Source organism: Saccharopolyspora sp. NPDC002376 (assembly GCF_053593195.1).
In genome coordinates, this window is the sequence record NZ_JBSFBZ010000005.1 from 1 (window position 1) to 17,680 (window position 17,680).

A 17,680-nucleotide genomic window follows, 5' to 3' on the forward strand; every position below is an offset into this window, starting at 1 on the left:
ATCCGCGCACACAACCCATCCAACTCCCCAACAGCAACATCAACCACCACAACAACCATGATCCACAACGAACCAATCGAACTGCCGTTGCAGTATTAGGCAAAGCTGACTTCCGGGGACCGTCACCAGCGGTGACCGGGTCTCGTGGTGGGTGCCCGATCCGGGGCAGATGTTGGTGCGCTCGCACCCTTAAGCTCTAGGGTGCTCGAGGGGAGTCGGCGCGTCGAGCGATCGACGGTCGGACGACGACGTCGCCTGGGGCAGGGGCTCCGGCGACGGTGAAGGAGTTCTGGGTGTCCCTGCACGTCTCGATCGACTTCGGCACGTCGAGCACATGCACGGTGGTCTCGGTCGGCGGCGCTGAACCACAGGTCGTGGTCATCGACGGTCAACCGCTGGTCCCGTCCGCGGTGTTCGCCGCGGCCGACGGCACGCTGTTCGTCGGTCACGAGGCCGAGCGGCAGGCCGCCGTCGACCCCGCCCGCTTCGAGCCGCACCCGAAACGCCGCATCGACGAAGGCGAACTGCTGCTGGGCAGCACCGTGCTGAAGGTCGGCGACGTGATCCGCGCCGTGCTGCAGCGCGCGGTGAACGAGGCCCGCCGCTTCGCCGGTGGCGCGGCCGTCGACCTGCTGGTCCTGACCCACCCCGCCGACTGGGGCTCGGTGCGCGCCGCTGAGCTGCGCCAAGCCGCCTCCGGACTCGGCAAGGAGATCGTGCTCGTGCCCGAGCCGGTCGCCGCCGCGGTGTTCCACTCCGCCGGGCACGGACTTCCCGACGGCGGCGCGCTCGCCGTTCTCGACCTCGGCGGCGGCACCGTGGACGCCAGCGTGGTGCGCAAGCAGGGCGCGTCCTTCCAAGTCCTGGCCACCCACGGTCGGCCGGACTTCGGCGGCGCCGACATCGACCAGGCGCTGCTCGAGCACATCGGCGAACTCGTCTCCAGCACCGATCCCGAGGGCTGGGCCAAGCTCGTCAACGGCCGCGAGATGGCCGACCGCCGTCGCCGCCGCGTGGTCCGCCAGGACGTGCGCGGGGCGAAGGAAACCCTATCCCGGCACACCTACACCGACGTGCCGATGCCCCCGCCGTTCTCCGACGCGCACGTCACCCGCGTCGACCTCGAATCGCTGATCGCCGCCCCGCTGGGCGCCGCCGCAGACCTGGTGCTGACCACGCTGCGCGAGGGCCGGGTGCCGCGCCAGCAGCTGGCCGGCGTGTTCCTCGTCGGCGGATCCAGCCGGATCCCGTTAATGTCGCGACTGATCCACGAGCGCACCGGAGTGGTTCCGACCACATTGGACCAGCCGGAGACCGTCGTCGCGCGCGGCGCGCTGCGTGCGGTGCGGCTCGACCCGGAGCGCACCGGTGGCCTGGCCCCGGCCGGCGACTGGGCCGGGACGAAGACGGTCCGCGCCATGCCGGTGCCCGCCCCGCAGCCCGGCATCACCGCGGGCGACTCGCTCAGCCGCGCCCGCACCATCGTCATCGGCGGCAGCGACCCCACGCGCCCGGTGGCCAAACCGAAGCGCAGCAAGCTGCCCTGGCTGATCGGTGGCGGCGCCGCGGCCGTCATCGCCATCGCGGTGGTCGCCGCCCTGCTGCTCACCAACAGCGGCACCGCCGCCGTGCCCTCGCAGCAGATGCACGCCTTCGACTACTCCTTCGAGTACCCCGGCACCTGGGAAGTGGCCGGCGGCGCGGACCCGTCGAAGTTCCAGACGCTGCTCCAGCCCAAGGACGAGCAGCAGGGATCGATGATCGCGGTCGAGGAAGGCCGCATGAGCTTCAACACCGAAACCGACCGCGCCAGCGCCGTGCAGATGCTGCGCACCGAGTACGACCAGCTCGTCGCGGCGGGCAAACCGTTCTCCAAGTTCACCGCAACCGCCAGTTTCGCGGGCCGAACGGTGGTGTACTACCAGGAATCCCTGCCGGAGACGACCGTCGAGTGGTACACGCTCTACCGCGGTCAGTTCAAGGTGAGCGTCGGCTGCAAGTGGGCACCGGCCGACCGGGAAGACGTGGCGCGCGCGTGCGAGCAGGTCGTCGGAACGTTGGCGGCGGGCTGAACCCGCGGTGAATTCGCCGCGGCGGAATACCGCCGTTTCTTCCGCATCGCCGTGCAGAACGAGAATTCGCTCGCGGGAGCGGGGAAGGCATTGCCATGGATGAAGCAGCGGAATCGGTCCGCAAATTCCGCACCGAGCTTGCCGCGGCGGTCGGACGCGGGCATCGCGCTCGCGCCGAAGCGCACCACCGGGCCGTCGATTTCCAGCGCAGCACCGAGGACCTCGCAGAACAGCGCGGTGCGACCGGCGACGGGGACCAGCGTGCGGCGGCTCTGGAGCACCGCAACCGGATGGGACTCGCAGTTCCCGAGTTAGCCGAAGCAAATCCGCGCGCAGAAGGTGACTCCGACGACTCCGAGAAGTCGTCCACAGCCCGGAAATCGCAAGAGCAAACGCCGTCCGATGGAAGTGATCTAGACTTTTCACAAGCGCAAATCATGCGATGACCTGCGCGTTCCGCGATCAGCGTTTACATCAGCAACGGGATCAGCAGAAATCCAGGACAACATGGAACCGAACGTGGCAATGTCTGCGTCGCAGGTTCATCCGAACTTGATGGCGAGTTTGAAGGGGGTCATCCGGAGATGGCTGGAATTGGTGCAGACGTCGAGGCGATCGCACAGGCTTCGACTGATATCGACGAGGCGCGCAACGCCGTCGAGCAGGCTCTGCAGCAGCTGCACGGTCAGCTGGAGGGTCCGGTCCAGAACTGGAAGGGCGCCGCTGCGGACGTCTTCCGCAAGCTGATGGACTCCTACCAGGAGAGCGGCAAGAAGATCATCCAGAAGCTGGACGAGCTGGGCCAGAACGTGCAGTCCTCGGGTCAGGACTACGCGCAGACCCAGGAGGACCAGGCGCAGGAGATCTCGAAGATCACCGCCATGCTCGACGGCTGATCGTTCGACAGTCGCACACTCCAACTTTCTTCAGAAGTCTTGAGGGGATAACGCAATGAGCGAGATTAACGTCAACTTCGCGGAGCTGCAGCAGGCTTCCGATGACCTGCAGTCCGCGGCCCAGAAGATCCAGGGCGAGCTGGACGACCTGGAGGGCAAGATCCAGAAGCTCATCTCCACCTGGGAGGGCGAGGCGCAGCAGCAGTACCACGCCGCTCAGCAGGAGTGGGACAAGGAAGCTGCCAACATGCAGGAGACCGCCGCCAAGATGGGCATGGCCGTTGGCGCCGCCAACGAGGCCTTCCAGGCCGGTGAGAAGAAGAACGCCAGCCGCTTCGGTGGCTGAGCTCACGCCCTGAGCGTGCACGCGGCCTCGGCACTGCGCCGGGGTCGCGTTCTTCGTCCGGGGCCCGCCGCGGGTGGGTTCCGGGCATTGCTACTCTTAACTCGGCGATCTACCAGGTCAACGTCCTCGACCCCGCTACCGAGGACCCGTTTTGACCGGGCCAGAAGCCACCAAGTACCCTCATTCTTTGTTGTGCGGTGCGCGGCTGGAGCTCGCGCAAGAGGATCGGATCTGCGGATCACGGTCCCGGCGCCGGCGCTGACGGACGTGCCGGTTCCCCGACAAAGGGACCGACCGACGTGATCGAGACGGGCTCCGCACTGACGATTCCGACGCGAACGACGACGAGGTAGACCCGTGCGCACGTACAGCCCGAAGCCCGGCGAGGTGACCCGCGCCTGGCACGTGATCGACGCCGAGGATGTTGTGCTCGGCCGGTTGGCAACTCAGGCCGCGACGCTGCTGCGCGGCAAGCACAAGCCGACCTACGCACCGCACGTGGACACTGGCGACTTCGTCGTCGTCATCAATGCGGACAAGGTTGCCCTCACCGGAAACAAGCGGGACCAGGCGTTCCACTACCGGCACAGCGGCTACCCCGGTGGTCTGCGCAAGCAGTCCTTCGGTGAGGTGCTGGAGAAGCACCCCGAGCGGCTGCTCGAGAAGGCGATCAAGGGCATGCTGCCGAAGAACAAGCTCGGCCGCGCCATGGGCAAGAAGCTCAAGGTGTACGCCGGTTCGGAGCACCCGCACCAGGCCCAGAACCCGCAGCCGTTCGAGATTAAGGCGAAGGTCCAGAAGTGACTGACGAACTTCAGCAGGAAGAGGCAGTGAGCGCCCCGGAGGAGACGGTCGAAGAGACCGTCGAGACCGTTGAGGCTGCGGAGACCGCCGAGGCCGACGAGGCTGCGGAGACCACCGAGGCCGACGAGGCTGCGGAGACCGACGAGGCCGCTCCGGCGCCGCTCCCGGTGCCGACCGGTCGCCCGGTGCAGACCGTCGGTCGCCGCAAGGAGGCCGTGGTGCGCGTCCGGCTGGTGCCGGGCAGTGGCAGCTTCAAGCTCAACGGCAAGACCCTTGAGCAGTACTTCCCGAACAAGGTTCACCAGCAGATCGTCAAGGAGCCGCTGGTGACCGTCGAGCGCCTCGAGGGCTTCGACGTGCTGGCCACCCTGCGCGGCGGCGGCCCGTCCGGCCAGGCCGGCGCGCTGCGCATGGCCATCGCCCGTGCGCTGGTCGCCTACGACGGTGACGACCGCCCGGCGCTGAAGAAGGCCGGCATGCTCACCCGTGACGCGCGGGAGAAGGAGCGCAAGAAGTACGGCCTCAAGAAGGCCCGCAAGGCGCCGCAGTTCAGCAAGCGCTGACGCGAATTTCATACGATTTGCGGGAGCAGTCGACAGTCCTACGTGGACTACCGACTGCTCCCGCAGTCGTTTAACAGGGGGTTCGTGCCGCGACTTCCATGGAAATCACACGTGCGATTTCAATGGAAGTTGCGGACTTGATCATCGGGATGCCTCTGGAGGGGCAGGCCCGCGCCGATGTACGAGGAGGACTTGCTGCTGATGTCTCGGTTGTTCGGCACCGACGGGGTGCGTGGACTGGCCAACGCCGACCTGACCCCGGAACTGGCGATGTCAGTGGCAGCTGCGGCGGCCCGGGTGCTCTACGACCGCGACGATTCGAAGCGCCGCGTGGCGCTCGTCGGCCGCGACCCACGAGCCAGCGGCGAGATGCTCGAGGCAGCCGTCACAGCAGGCCTGACCTCGGCCGGTGCTGACGTGCTGCGGGTCGGCGTGCTGCCTACCCCGGCGGTGGCGCACCTGGTGGCCGAGCTCGGCGCGGACCTCGGCGTGATGATCTCCGCCTCGCACAACCCGATGCCCGACAACGGGATCAAGCTCTTCGCCGCCGGTGGGCAGAAGCTGCCGGACACCGTCGAGGACGAGATCGAAGCGCGCCTCGACGAGGAGGTCGAGCGCCCGACCGGCACGCACGTCGGCCGCGTCCGCGACGTCACCGACGCGGTGCAGCGCTACGTCGACCACCTGCTCGAAGCCGCCCCACAGCCGCTGAACGGCCTGAAGATCGTGGTGGACTGCGCGAACGGCGCGGCCTCGACCGCGGCGCCGGAGGCCTACCGCCGCGCGGGCGCCGACGTGGTGGCGATCAACGCCGAGCCGGACGGCCTCAACATCAACGACGGCGTCGGCTCCACCCACCTCGACGTTCTGCAGGCTGCGGTGGTCGAGCACGGCGCGGACCTGGGTGTGGCGCACGACGGTGACGCCGACCGCTGCCTGGCGGTGGACGCCAGCGGCGCGGTGGTCGACGGCGACCAGATCATGGCGGTCCTCGCGGTGGCCATGCGCGAAGCGGGCGAGCTCACCGACGACACGCTGGTCGCGACGGTCATGAGCAACCTCGGCCTGCACCTGGCGATGCGCGAGCAGGGAGTGTCCCTGCGCACCACGGCGGTCGGCGACCGCTACGTCCTGGAGGAGTTGCGCGCCGGTGGGTTCGCCCTTGGAGGCGAGCAGTCCGGTCACGTCGTGCTGCCCGCCCACGCCACCACCGGCGACGGCCTGCTCACCGCGCTGCGCCTGATGGGTCGCGTCGCGGCCACCGGCACGCCGCTGTCGTCCCTGGTCAAGGTGATGCGTCGGCTCCCGCAGGTGCTGATCAACGTCCGCGTGGCGGACAAGGCGGCGGCGGTCGTGGCGCCCGAGGTCACCGCGGCGATCGCGGAGACCTCGGCTGACCTGGGCGAGACCGGTCGCGTCCTGCTGCGCAAGTCCGGCACCGAGCAGCTGGTCCGGGTGATGGTCGAGGCGCAAACGGAGGAGCGCGCGCAGGCCGCCGCTGAGCGGTTGGCCGAAATCGTTGCCGCGATCCGGTGAACTTTGTGATCTCAGTCTCCTTGGCAGTCAGATTTGTGAGACCGTGATCACATGGGTGCCATCGTTGTCGCCATGTTCGTGGGCCTCGTCGCTGTCGGGCTCGTCGTCGGGCTCGTGATCTTCTCCGCGCTCGCGATAGCCGGCCTCAAGGCCGTCAACGCAGCGCACGAGGGCAGGTCCTGGTTCGTGAACCGCCGACAGCGGAGTTGACCCCGCCGTGCGAGGGCAGTTCTTCGGCGACCTCCTGATGGTCCTGGTCCTCCCGCTGGTGGTCCTGGCGGTCGGGACTCTGCTCGCCGTCGTCCTGGCTCAGAGCTGGGGCCTGCACCTCTTCCTGCCCGCCGCTGGCTACTGATCCCGCGAATCCGCCCGCGCTCGCCCAACCGGCGAGGTGCGCGGGCGTTTCCGCATGTGCGGAGTCGAATCGATCGACCTCCCAGCGCCGAACGCACTGCCTCAGATAGGTTCGGTGCCCGAACTCGAAGAGGGGAGGCACCTGTGCTGTACGGCATGTTCTTGATCGTGGCCGTCCTCAGCATGGCCGCTGGTGCTGGCGTTGCAGCGATCGTGGCGAACATGATGATCAAGAAATCAGCCCGGCAGCGGCTCCCGCAGTCGATGCCTCCGCAATCGCCGCAGCAGAGCTTCGGTTACGGGCCCTACCAGCAGTGACGTTTCGCAGGAGGAAGTTGTGCCCGCTCTGATCGCAATGTTGATCTGCCTGGTCCTCGGTGCTGGCGGGGGTGCGCTGACTGCCTTCTTGATCGTCAAGAGCAAGCTCGGTGCCCAGTCTCAGCCGATGGTCAACCCACAGCAGGGCTTCGTCCAGCAGCCGCAGCAGTACTCGCCCCAGCAGGGCTTCCCCCAGTCCCCGCAGCAAGGTTTCCAGCAGCAACCCCCGCAACAGGGCTTCGGCCAACCCCCGCAGGGGCCGTTCCCGCCGCAGTGATCTGACGAGTTCCGCGGATCCGGGGTTGGGCCTTCTGGCAACATCAAACGCATGCCAGGTGGTTGGGAACTGATCGTCATCCTGCTCTTCTTGCTGGTCGTCGGAGGGGTGGTCGCGGCGATCGTGATCCCGCGCAGCCGTCGGAAGCGGTCGATGCAGCACCTGCGGCAGTTCGGCTACCCGCCTCAGCAGGGATATCCACCCCAGCAGGGCTACGGTCAACCGCCGCAGATGCCGCACCCCCAGCAGTACCCGCCCCAGCAGGGCTTCCAGCAGCAGGGCTTCCAGCAGCAACCCCCGCAGCAGGGCTTCGGCCAACCCCCGCAGGGGCCGTACCCGCCGCAGTAAGCGGGGTCTCTTCGCGGATGCAAGCACCTTGTCGCTTTCCGGCATTTCGCACAGTCAGACCTGTCAAGATGAGGAACTAGATGGTCTTGATGGGCGTCGAATCGATTGCCGACGTCGCCGTCCGGGAGATGGACGGCATTAGTGACGAGAGGGGTGCAGGTTGTCCGGGTTCGGGGCGAACGCGGGTGAATTCACATCCGCTGCGGGCAGTATCAGGGGGGCTGCGGACCCGGTCCGCGACGACCACAGCAAGAAGATCGGCGACATGGGCATGGGGCAAGCCGACTTCGGCAAGGCGCACACGGGAAACTTCGGCCCGTACCAGGAAGCCATGAACAAGATCGGCAAGTGCGTGGCCAGCATGGCCGATGCCATGGACGACTTCGCCGAGAAGCTGGAGAAGACCGGCGCCGGCTACGACTGGTCCGACGCTGACGCGGCGGAGACTGTCAAGTCTTCTGGGGGTAACTGATGGCTGACGACGAAAAGCCGCTGCCGGAGTGGAAGGACATCAAGAAGGTCCTTGATGACCCGGAAGTCCCGGACGACCAGAAGCGCGACTTGGCGCTCGCGTATGGGGCCGAGGATGACTGGCGTCTCTTCGGTACTCGTGACGAAGTGGAGCCGTACCTCGAGAAGTACGACGATGGGTACTGGAGGGTTCTAGGCGAAGGCATTTCGAACGCCAGCGACCGCCAGCAAAACCTTCGGGATAAGTTCGACACGGCCAAGAAGTCTGCTGACGAGGCGGGCGAGAAGCGGAAGAAGAACGACGAGGCCGTCGATAAGGGCAAGGCGACTCTCGAGGACAGCAAGCGCAAGGCCGAGAACGGTGAGAACGGCGGCGCGGGCGCGAAGACCGGCGACGAACTGCTCGACGCCGGAAACCCGGGGATGAAGTTCTTCGACACCTGGCTTCCGCTCTATAAGAAGATCCAGAGTTACAAGAACGCTCCGCAGCTGGTCCCGGAGCTCGACGAGATCAAGAAGCGCTATGACGAGCAGCGCGAGCTGAACTTCGACAAGTTCGCCAAGAACATCGACGACCTCAAAGCTGCCGAGAAGGGCATGCGTGAGTCGATGCAGACCATGTCCGACAAGATGAGCGGTCTGTGGAAGAGCTGGACCGGCGCGGCATCGGACGCTTCTCAGGACTTCTTCTCGGCCAAGTTCACGCCCACCGCGCAGGAGCGGGTCATCGCCACCGTCAGCGACGCGGCGTCAATGACGGAGGACACCGTCAAGGCGGTCGCGGAGATGATCCGCGCAAAGGCCGAGGCGGTGCTGGGCTACAACGAGCAGGTCTACCAGATCGCGGGGAAGGCGAAGTCGGACTGGGACATCACCATCCAGGTCGGCAACGGCACCGAAGACGACATGATCCTGAAGCAGGCGTGCGCGATCTGGGACGTGCAGATCGATGACGGTTGCTGGGGCGATCTCACCGACAAGGTGAAGGACCAGATCGAGGAGAAGTGCCGCGACGTCACTCGAGAGTCGTTCTGCGCTAAGGGCGTCGAAGCGGTTTGCGAGAGCTTCACGAAGCTCTGCGACGAGACCAAGAAGAACATCGACGAGGCCTGGAAGAAGCTGAACGACGAGCTGTCCAAGGCCGAGGAGAACCCGTTCCAGAACCCCGGTGGCAAGGACGGTGGCGGGGACAAGCCGAACGGCGACAAGCCGGCCGGTGATCAGGGCGGCGGAAACACCGCTGGCGGCGGTGGTGGTACCGGCGCTGGTGGTGGTGGCACCAGTGGCGGTGGTGGTGGCGGCGGAGGAATCGGCGAAGGCGGCGGAGGCGGGATCCCCAAGCCGCCGGACGCGCCGGAGATGCCTAAGCCGCCGGAGATGCCAATGCCTGGTGAAGGCGGCGGCGGTGGTTCCACTGGCGACCAGGAGAAGGTCACGCTCGGCGAGGGCAAGGATGCAGTGAGCGTTCAGGAGCCCGGTCCGGACGGCAAGACCAAGGTCGAGGTGATGGGCCCGGACGGTAAGCCGAAGACCTACGAGGTCGATTTCGGCAAGCAGGACGGCTCGGGGCAGCCCGGAACCGGCGCGCCGCAGACTCTGCCCGGCCAGGCTGGCCAGGTCCCCGGGCCCGGCGGAGCGCCTGGCGTTGGTGGTCAGGGGCCGGAACAGGTTCAGGCCGGGCCGGATGGCAAGGCTGTGATCGAGGAGGACGGCCGCACGCTCACCCTCGAGCGCACGCCTGAAGGCCAGATCAAGGTCAGCGTCGACAACGGCAACGGCCAGCCACCGATGAACCAGACGATCGAGTTCGGCAAGGACTCGCCCGGCATGCCCACTCCAGGCGGTCCTGCCGGGACCATGCCGGAGGCGTCCACAATGCCCGCACCGGACAACGGCCCTGGCGTGCCGGGGCAGGGCGGTGCTGGTGCGATGCCCGTCGGCGAAGGCGGATTCGGTCCTGCACCCGGTGGTGGGGGCGCGCCAGGCCCGGCCGACGGGTCGTTCGGCAGCGGTGCTGGTGGCGTTGGCGGCGGTGCTGGTGGCGTTGGCGGCGGTGGGGTTACCACGATGCCTGCTTTCAACCCCGACGGAGCTCCGGGCGGTGTCGGCATGGACACGCCGGCGGCCACTACGCCGCAGGCTGCGGGTATGAGCTCGTTCACCCCGATGGGCGAGGGTGTGCAGAACTCGTTCGGCAGCAGCTCCGGACAGCTTTTCGGTGGTGACGCCCCTGGTCCGCAGCCCGGCGGAGGTATCCCCGGGCAGCACCCTGGTGGCGCGACGGGGGTGTCCTCGTTCGGTGATGCGCCCGCCGGTGGCAAGCCGCAGGGGGCCACTGGTGTGTCCTCGATGGGCGGCGACCCGGCCGCGGGCCCGCCGCAGTCCCACCAGCAGGGCCAGAACCCGAGTGCCGCGGTCGGAGGTGCTGCTGGTGGCGCAGGTGGCGGCGGCATGATGGGGGGCATGGGCATGATGGGCGGCGGTCACGGCGGCCAGCAGGGCGGTGGTGAGCAGGAGCGCTCCAACTCCAGCCCGTGGCGCACCCAAGGGCAGCTGTTCGACGACGGCGTCCAGGCTTCCAATGTCCGTTTCCAGTCTGTGCTCGGCGAGGATCGTGAGAAGTGAGGCATGGACGCAGAGCTGACGGAGAGGTGGGTCGGTGACCGCCCTCAGTGACAACGCCAAGGCTTTCCGGAACTCGATGGAAGGCCTGACCAGGCAGCACGCGACGCGAGCCGATGCGATCGAGCAATCCTGGCGAGAATCCGCCAAGGAGGGCGAAAAGGGCGCCAAGGAGGCTTCCGAGAAGGCGCAGAAGCTCGTGGAGCGCGTTCGGGAGCGCGCCGCGCATCTGCGCAGCCTTGACTCGAAGAGCGGGCTCTCGGAGATCTCGGTCGGTGAGGAACCGGAGGTCGAAGACGCCGACCCCGAGGTCGAGCGCTTCTCGCAACAGCTGTACACGCAGCAGAAGCGTGCTGATGAAGCAGCAAAGACAACAGCGCAGTCGGCATCTGGTCAGCCGGTGCACGCCGATCGCGCTGTGCAGCCTGCGGCAACACCGCAGGCTGCGCCGGAGCAGAACAGCGGCTGGAACGTCCAAGCTGGACGGTTCGGTCGTCAGAACCCGCAGCCGACCCCGCCACCGGCTGCGGCTCCGACCCCGCCACCAGCGCCGAAACCGGAGCCCCGATCGCGTCGTCAGCCGTCCTTCGACGATGACGACGACTTCGAGAACCAGAGCTGGCTGAGGTGAGGAAAGAGGGGCGCGGTGCACATCGCGCCCCTCTTTTCACGTTGTTCAGCCAAAGCTTGGCGGTTTGGTTCGTTACGCTCTGCTCGTGCATCCTCAGCAGCCGGGCTCTTGGGGGACTCCGCCTGGCGGCCAGTTTCCTCAGCAGCCGATCCAACAGCCGTATCCGCAGCAGGGGTTTCCGCAGGCGCAACAGCCATATCCGCAGGCGCAGCCCGGGTATCCGCAGTTTCCCCAGCAGCCGCCGCGAAAACGACGCGGCCGCCTCTGGTTGGTCCTGAGCATCTGCGCCGGGGCGTTGGTTTTGCTCGCCGGTGGCGGTTATCTCCTGATGCGGTATTTGAAGTACACGGATCCGGTTGGAACATCACCGTCGAACGCGACCCTGGCAGCGGAGTGCGACCTGGTCAGCGACGAGACGCTGCAGCGTCTGCACGTCACGAACCCCGACCCGGCTACGAGTTCCAGCCTGCCCGACGCCGGTAGCTTCAGCTGTTCGTGGGAACCGACGAAGGGGCGTGACGGCACCAACGAACGGATGCTCTCGGTCGATGTCAGCGACCCTTCGCGCAACGAGCTGCTGTATCCCACGATGTCCGAGGCCTTGGCCGAATCGAAGGAGGTGATCGAGCGGCGCCGGGAACAGGTAGGTGGTGAGGTGAAACCGATCAGTGGGCTTGGTGACGAGGCTTTCATCGTCTTGAGCGGACGATTTGGTCACGCCGAGGTCTACATGCGTAAGGGCGCCAAGACCGCGGAGGTCTTTTACAGCGGCTGGGACAAGGGTTTCTTCGGCGGCAGTAACATGCCCCTGCCGGAAGCGGAGAAAGCCGCGCTCGATGCCGCAGCCGAGGTCGCCGCGGGTCTCTGAGCCGCGAGCGGGTGGTTGGGTTGGGTGGGGCGTCTAAGCTCTGCTGGTGCATCCGCAACAGCCGGCTCAGTGGGGGCCTCAGCAGGGTCAGGGCTTCCAGCAGTTTCCCCAGCAGCCGCAGCAGTTTCCGCAGCAGCAGCCGCAGTTCCAGCAGTGGCAGCAGGCTCCGAAGAAGAAGAGCCGGGCCGGGTGCATCGTGCTCATCGTGCTCGGCCTGATCTTCCTGCTGGTCGTCGGTGGGATCGCTGGCGGCTACTTCTACTGGCGGCACGGCATCATCAACGAGCCCGCCGGGCAGGAGGCCTCGGGCGAGATCGCGGACACGCCGTGCGACTGGGTCAGCGAGGCGACCTTGCGCCAGCTGCACACCAGCAACCTCATCGATCAGTCCACTTCGGACGAAAGCACCTTCGCGAGCTGCATGTGGCGGGCGACGAAGGGCCAGGACGGCAACAACGAGCGCTACCTGGACATCACCCTGTCCAAGGCGGTGAGCAGCGATCCCGAGGACGCCGTCGCGGAAGCCGAGGAGACCCTCGAGTCCTACCGGAACACCGACGGTGCGCGCGCGGAGAAGGTGACCGACGTGGAAGGCCCGTGGGACGAGGCGTTCCTGGCGACCGGCACAGAGGTGAAGCAGGCCCTGCTGGTGTTCCGCAAGGGCACCACCGTCGTCCAGGTCGGTTACGACGGCTACGACAAGGGCTACTCGTGGGAGGACGAGCGGATGCCGGCCGCTGACGCCGAGAAGGCAGCCAAGGCGGTCGCCGAGGAATTCGCCGCCGGGTTCTGATCAGCGTCGTGAGCGTTCTGGGGCGCCAGAACACTCACGACCCCGTCACGCAGCGGTGAGCTCGCCGCGGGTGTGGTCCTGGTCGATCTGGGTGCCCTTGATGCTGGTGGACAGGAGGGCTTCGCCGCGGCGGTCGCCCGCCAGGGTGCTCAGGAAGTAGGCCGTGAGCAGGGCTTTGGTCGACCGCTGGGTCGCGTACTCGGACTTGCCGTGCAGCACTAGCTGGGTCCAGTGCTTGCCCTCGGTGAAGCCGAGGTGGCTGGCCTTCCGCACGTTGCGCAGCTGCACCGGACCGCCCCAGGCCTGGGAGATCGGCTCGGCGTTGGACACCGCCGGAGCCAGCAGGTCGTTGCCCGCCGCGATGTGCAGACCGGGGACCTTGACCTGAGCGGCGGCCTCGAACGCCGACGGGTGGGTCTCCGCAGCGGCCATCGTCGCGACCGCGCGGATCCGCTCGTCCTCGGCCGCAGCCAGGACCGCGCACCCGCCGCCCATCGCATGACCAGCGACACCCAACTTCTTCTCGTCGACGCTGATCTCGCCTTCGCCGAGCCGGACCCCGACGCAGACGTCCAGCGCGGTGCGCAAGTCGGTGGCGAACATCCGGTGCGAGGCGAGCACCCCGCGCTGGGTCGCCGGGGCGGCGACCACGAAGCCCCACGAGGCGAGGTGCCGGAGCAGGCCCAGGTAGCGGCGCGGCGGCTGCAGCCAGCCGTGACCGAACGCGATCGCGGGCAGTCCCAGGCCGCTGCGCGGGGTGCAGACGATGCCCGGCAGGCCGACGAGGGCCAGATCACCGTGCAGCACGTCGTGCGGTCCGCGGCGGGACAGCTCTTCGAACGCGTTCTTCGCGGGCGGGGCCTTCTTGGCAGTGCGGGCCATGGTCAGCAACGGTAGCGGACCCGCGCGTGCGCACGCGGTAGCCGCCACGCACGGGGATCCCCCGGCAGACCGACTCGGACAGGTTCAGACCATATGGACTAGCTACGCTGGCTCGAGTGTGCGGCATTGTTGGTTACGTAGGACATCGCCAGGCGCTTGACGTGGTGCTCAACGGGCTCCGGCGGCTCGAGTACCGGGGCTACGACTCGGCGGGCGTGGCACTGCTCGACGGTGCGGGCGGCCTCGCCGTGGAGCGCGCTGCCGGCGCGCTGTCGAACCTGGAGAAGCGGCTAGCCGAAGTCGACGGCGACCGGTTCGCCGGGCACAGCGGCATGGGTCACACCCGGTGGGCGACGCACGGCGCGCCGACCGACCGCAACGCCCACCCGCACCGCGACGCCAGCGGACAGGTGGCGGTGGTGCACAACGGCATCATCGAGAACTTCGCCGCGCTGCGCGGCGAGCTGGAAGCCGCTGGCATCGAGATGGCCAGCGACACTGACACCGAGACCGCGGCGCACCTGGTCGCCGCGGCCTACACCAGCGGACCGACCGCCGGTGACCTCAGCGCCAGCGTCTGCGCGGTCGCGCGTCGCCTGGAGGGCGCCTTCACGCTGGTCGTGACGCACGCCGCTGAGCCGGACAAGGTCGTCGCGGCGCGTCGTTCGTCGCCGCTGGTCGTCGGCGTTGGTGAGGGCGAGCACTTCCTGGCCTCGGACGTCGCGGCGTTCATCGAGCACACCCGCGACGCGGTGGAGCTCGGCCAGGACCAGGTGGTCACCATCACCCGCGACGGCTACCGGGTGACCGACTTCGACGACGTCGACGTCGAGACCAAGCCGTTCAGCGTGGACTGGGACCTCTCGGCCGCCGAGAAGGGCGGCCACGACTACTTCATGCTCAAGGAGATCGAGGAGCAGCCCGAGGCCCTCGAGAACACGCTGCGCGGGCACTTCACCAACGGCAGCATCGTGCTCGACGAGCTGCGGCTGACCGAGCAGGACCTGCGCGACGTGGACAAGGTCTTCGTCGTCGCCTGCGGCACCGCCTACCACTCCGGGCTGCTCGCCAAATACGCCATCGAGCACTGGTGCCGGGTGCCGGTCGAGGTCGAGCTGGCCAGCGAGTTCCGCTACCGCGACCCGGTGCTGGGCCGCGACACCCTGGTGGTGGCGATCTCCCAGTCCGGCGAGACCGCCGACACCCTGGAAGCGGTGCGCCACGCCCGCACCCAGCGGGCGCGCGTGCTGGCGATCTGCAACACCAACGGCGCGCAGATCCCGCGCGAGTCCGACGCGGTGCTCTACACCCACGCCGGCCCGGAGATCGGCGTCGCGGCCACCAAGACGTTCCTGGCGCAGGTCGCGGCGAACTACCTGGTGGGCCTGGCTCTGGCGCAGGCGCGCGGCACGAAGTACTCCGACGAGGTGGCGCGCGAGTACTCCGAGCTGGCGTCGATGCCCGACGCGGTGCGCCGCACGCTTTCCACCGTGGACCAGGTGCGCAAGCTCGGTCAGGAGATGGCCAACTCGAAGGCGGTGCTGTTCCTGGGCCGCCACGTCGGCTACCCGGTGGCGCTGGAGGGTGCGCTCAAGCTCAAGGAGCTCGCCTACATGCACGCCGAGGGCTTCGCGGCGGGTGAGCTCAAGCACGGTCCGATCGCGCTGATCGAGGAGGGCCTGCCGGTGGTCGTGGTGATGCCGTCGCCGACCGGCCGGTCCCTGCTGCACCAGAAGATGGTGTCCAACATCCGCGAGATCCAGGCCCGCGGCGCCCGCACCATCGTGATCGCCGAAGAGGGCGACGAGACGGTGCGGCCGTTCGCCGACGAGCTGATCACCATCCCGGCGGTCCCGACCCTGCTGCAGCCGCTGGTCTCCACGATCCCGCTCCAGGTCCTGGCGGCGGAGATCGCCCGGGCCCGCGGCTACGACGTCGACAAGCCCCGAAACCTCGCGAAGTCCGTCACCGTCGAGTGATTCGCATTCGTGCGTCCCTCGTCACGTGGGGACGCAAATTCAATGGAAATTGGACGTCCAATTTCCATTGAATTGCGGAAGTTGTCCACAGGACCTGGAACCTGTCCACGCCCTCTGGCGTGTCGGGCGCCCGACACGCCAGAGGACCACAGTTTTAATCGAAACTGTGGTCTGGAGTGGTCGCGGCGGAACCGGCGGGTGAAATGCCCAGGAGGAGTGGGGTTGTTCGTCGTTGGCGGGGTGACGGGCAGACTGTGCGCAATCGTCGTGCGGTGATGTGGGAGGACGCGATGCACGGAGTTTGGACCCCGGACCAGATCCGCGCGGCTGAACAGCAGTTGTTCGCCAAGACGCCGGAACCGGTCGTGATGCGCCGCGCCGCCTACGCGGTCGCCGTCCACACCGCGCGCGTGCTCACCGACGTCACCGGCGGAGTCTCCGGTCGACGCGTTGCACTGCTGGTCGGGGCCGGGAACAACGGCGGCGATGCGCTGTGGGCGGGAGCCTTCCTGCGCCGCCGCGGAGTCGGCGTCACCGCCGTGCTGCTCGCACCGGAGAAGGCGCACGCCGCTGGACTCGCTGCGCTGCGGCGTGCGGGTGGCCGGGCGGTGTCGGCTGAAGGTCCGAGCCCGGACACCTCAGGAATCGGTGCCGATGCGGCGGACGCCGTTGAGCGGGCCGACGTGGCGATCGACGGGATCGTCGGGTTGTCCGCACGCGGGTCGCTGCGGCCGACGGCGGCCGAGCTCGTTCGGCGGGTGGAGGTGCCGATGATCGCCGTCGACCTGCCCAGCGGCGTCGACCCGATGACCGGGGCCGTCGACGGACCGGCTGTGTCGGCGGATCTGACGGTGACCTTCGGCGGCCGAAAGCCCTGCCACGTGCTGGGCGCGGGCGCGGTGCGCTCGGGTGAGCTCGAGGTCGTCGACATCGGGCTCGACGACTACCTGCCGGAACCCGAGCTCTACGTGCTGCGACCGGCCGAGATCGGTGCGGCTTGGCCGGTTCCGGGGCCGACTGACGACAAGTACACCCAGGGCGTGATCGGCGTTGCCGCCGGTTCGGCGACCTATCCCGGTGCTGCGGTGCTGGCCAGCGGGGCCGCGGTGCAGGCCACCGCGGGCATGGTCCGCTACGCCGGTCCGGCCGCCGACGTGGTGCGTTCGCGCTGGCCGGAGGTGGTGGCGACCGGGTCGGTCCGCGATGCCGGAAACGTGCAGGCGTGGGCCGTCGGCCCGGGGATCGGCCTCGGCGCCAGCGGGCGCGACGTCCTGCAGCACGTCCTGGAATCCGGGCGGCCGGTGTGCGCCGACGCCGACTCGATCACCCTGTTCGCCAACGACCCGACGCTCTGGGACGCCCGCGACCCCGACACCCCGCTGGTCCTGACGCCGCACGCCGGTGAGTTCGCGCGGCTCGCTGGGCACGAGCTGGGCGCGGACCGGGTCGAGGCAGCGCGGGAAGTCGCCGCGCGCTTCGACGCCGTGGTGCTGCTCAAGGGCAACACGACGATCGTCGCCGCTCCGGACGGCCGGGTGCTGGTCAACGACGCGCAGCACTCCTGGCCCGCCACCGCCGGCTCCGGCGACGTCCTGACCGGCCTGATCGGAGCGCTCCTGGCCAGCGGCGTGGAACCCTGGCTGGCCTGCGGTTACGCCGCCCACGTGCACTCCCTGGCCGCTGACCTCGCCGCGCACGGCGCATCCGACGACCCGGCCGCAGTCGGCGCCCCGATCGGAGCGTCCGCCCTGCTCGAGTCGGTCCCGATGGCGATCCGCGAGGTCCGCCGAGCCGCCCTGGGCTGACGGCCGGAACCTGAGCGGGATGCACGGAGGACGGGGTGGGGAGTGCCCCAGGCAGAGGTCAGCCGACCAGGCCGGCGGTCGCAGCGGGCGCATCCCGTAGGAACAGGATGGGAAC

Annotated in this window: 20 protein-coding genes; 19 read left to right on the top strand and 1 reads right to left on the bottom strand. The window is 68.2% G+C overall.

Annotated elements, in window-relative coordinates:
* The first annotated feature begins 293 nt into the window (after positions 1 to 293).
* From ACWCO2_RS05275 to ACWCO2_RS05355, 17 genes are all read left to right on the top strand, one after another.
* Positions 294 to 2,072, top strand: coding sequence for a type VII secretion-associated protein (locus ACWCO2_RS05275; RefSeq protein ID WP_450126458.1), 1,779 nt, complete (start codon positions 294 to 296; stop codon positions 2,070 to 2,072).
* A 95-nt stretch (positions 2,073 to 2,167) separates the two neighbouring features.
* Complete coding sequence (locus tag ACWCO2_RS05280) at positions 2,168 to 2,518, top strand: hypothetical protein (protein ID WP_450126459.1); 351 nt, start codon at positions 2,168 to 2,170, stop codon at positions 2,516 to 2,518.
* 138 nt (positions 2,519 to 2,656) lie between these two features.
* A complete protein-coding gene (locus ACWCO2_RS05285; protein WP_450126460.1) occupies positions 2,657 to 2,968 on the top strand; it encodes a WXG100 family type VII secretion target in 312 nt (103 codons plus the stop codon).
* A gap of 55 nt (positions 2,969 to 3,023) precedes the next feature.
* Positions 3,024 to 3,314 (top strand): WXG100 family type VII secretion target, encoded by a 291-nt coding sequence (locus tag ACWCO2_RS05290; RefSeq protein WP_450126461.1) that lies wholly within the window; start codon positions 3,024 to 3,026, stop codon positions 3,312 to 3,314.
* 357 nt (positions 3,315 to 3,671) lie between these two features.
* Positions 3,672 to 4,118 (top strand): 50S ribosomal protein L13, encoded by a 447-nt coding sequence (gene rplM, locus ACWCO2_RS05295; RefSeq protein ID WP_450126462.1) that lies wholly within the window; start codon positions 3,672 to 3,674, stop codon positions 4,116 to 4,118.
* The gene (rpsI, locus tag ACWCO2_RS05300) at positions 4,115 to 4,681 is read left to right on the top strand and encodes a 30S ribosomal protein S9 (RefSeq protein ID WP_450126463.1); all 567 of its coding nucleotides are present in this window, start codon (positions 4,115 to 4,117) and stop codon (positions 4,679 to 4,681) included. Before rplM ends, rpsI begins: the two co-directional genes overlap by 4 nt.
* A gap of 201 nt (positions 4,682 to 4,882) precedes the next feature.
* Complete coding sequence (glmM, locus tag ACWCO2_RS05305) at positions 4,883 to 6,217, top strand: phosphoglucosamine mutase (RefSeq protein ID WP_450126665.1); 1,335 nt, start codon at positions 4,883 to 4,885, stop codon at positions 6,215 to 6,217.
* 51 nt (positions 6,218 to 6,268) lie between these two features.
* Positions 6,269 to 6,427 (top strand): hypothetical protein, encoded by a 159-nt coding sequence (locus tag ACWCO2_RS05310; protein WP_450126464.1) that lies wholly within the window; start codon positions 6,269 to 6,271, stop codon positions 6,425 to 6,427.
* A gap of 7 nt (positions 6,428 to 6,434) precedes the next feature.
* Positions 6,435 to 6,572, top strand: coding sequence for a hypothetical protein (locus ACWCO2_RS05315; RefSeq protein WP_450126465.1), 138 nt, complete (start codon positions 6,435 to 6,437; stop codon positions 6,570 to 6,572).
* A gap of 155 nt (positions 6,573 to 6,727) precedes the next feature.
* Positions 6,728 to 6,889 carry a hypothetical protein gene (locus ACWCO2_RS05320; protein WP_450126466.1) on the top strand — a complete coding sequence of 54 codons (162 nt, stop codon included), beginning with the start codon at positions 6,728 to 6,730 and terminating at the stop codon, positions 6,887 to 6,889.
* A 19-nt stretch (positions 6,890 to 6,908) separates the two neighbouring features.
* The gene (locus ACWCO2_RS05325) at positions 6,909 to 7,166 is read left to right on the top strand and encodes a hypothetical protein (RefSeq protein WP_450126467.1); all 258 of its coding nucleotides are present in this window, start codon (positions 6,909 to 6,911) and stop codon (positions 7,164 to 7,166) included.
* 51 nt (positions 7,167 to 7,217) lie between these two features.
* Positions 7,218 to 7,514, top strand: a complete 297-nt coding sequence (locus ACWCO2_RS05330) for a hypothetical protein (RefSeq protein ID WP_450126468.1) — start codon at positions 7,218 to 7,220, stop codon at positions 7,512 to 7,514.
* Positions 7,515 to 7,674: 160 nt separating this feature from the next.
* Complete coding sequence (locus tag ACWCO2_RS05335; RefSeq protein ID WP_450126469.1) at positions 7,675 to 7,986, top strand: hypothetical protein; 312 nt, start codon at positions 7,675 to 7,677, stop codon at positions 7,984 to 7,986.
* Positions 7,986 to 10,610 (top strand): WXG100 family type VII secretion target, encoded by a 2,625-nt coding sequence (locus ACWCO2_RS05340; RefSeq protein WP_450126470.1) that lies wholly within the window; start codon positions 7,986 to 7,988, stop codon positions 10,608 to 10,610. Before ACWCO2_RS05335 ends, ACWCO2_RS05340 begins: the two co-directional genes overlap by 1 nt.
* Positions 10,611 to 10,644: 34 nt before the next feature.
* Positions 10,645 to 11,238, top strand: coding sequence for a hypothetical protein (locus ACWCO2_RS05345; RefSeq protein WP_450126471.1), 594 nt, complete (start codon positions 10,645 to 10,647; stop codon positions 11,236 to 11,238).
* An 85-nt stretch (positions 11,239 to 11,323) separates the two neighbouring features.
* Positions 11,324 to 12,106 carry a hypothetical protein gene (locus tag ACWCO2_RS05350; protein WP_450126472.1) on the top strand — a complete coding sequence of 261 codons (783 nt, stop codon included), beginning with the start codon at positions 11,324 to 11,326 and terminating at the stop codon, positions 12,104 to 12,106.
* 46 nt (positions 12,107 to 12,152) lie between these two features.
* Positions 12,153 to 12,899 carry a hypothetical protein gene (locus ACWCO2_RS05355; protein WP_450126473.1) on the top strand — a complete coding sequence of 249 codons (747 nt, stop codon included), beginning with the start codon at positions 12,153 to 12,155 and terminating at the stop codon, positions 12,897 to 12,899.
* A 45-nt stretch (positions 12,900 to 12,944) separates the two neighbouring features.
* Here ACWCO2_RS05355 and ACWCO2_RS05360 read toward each other — a convergent pair whose 3' ends face one another.
* A complete protein-coding gene (locus ACWCO2_RS05360; RefSeq protein ID WP_450126474.1) occupies positions 12,945 to 13,781 on the bottom strand; it encodes a dienelactone hydrolase family protein in 837 nt (278 codons plus the stop codon).
* Positions 13,782 to 13,897: 116 nt separating this feature from the next.
* On the opposite strand from ACWCO2_RS05360, the gene glmS reads away from it, so the two are divergent.
* Both glmS and ACWCO2_RS05370 read left to right on the top strand, forming a co-directional pair.
* Positions 13,898 to 15,760, top strand: a complete 1,863-nt coding sequence (gene glmS, locus ACWCO2_RS05365; protein ID WP_450126475.1) for a glutamine--fructose-6-phosphate transaminase (isomerizing) — start codon at positions 13,898 to 13,900, stop codon at positions 15,758 to 15,760.
* A 290-nt stretch (positions 15,761 to 16,050) separates the two neighbouring features.
* Entirely contained in the window at positions 16,051 to 17,565 is a 1,515-nt protein-coding gene (locus tag ACWCO2_RS05370) for an NAD(P)H-hydrate dehydratase (protein ID WP_450126476.1), read from the top strand.
* Positions 17,566 to 17,680 lie beyond the last annotated feature (115 nt).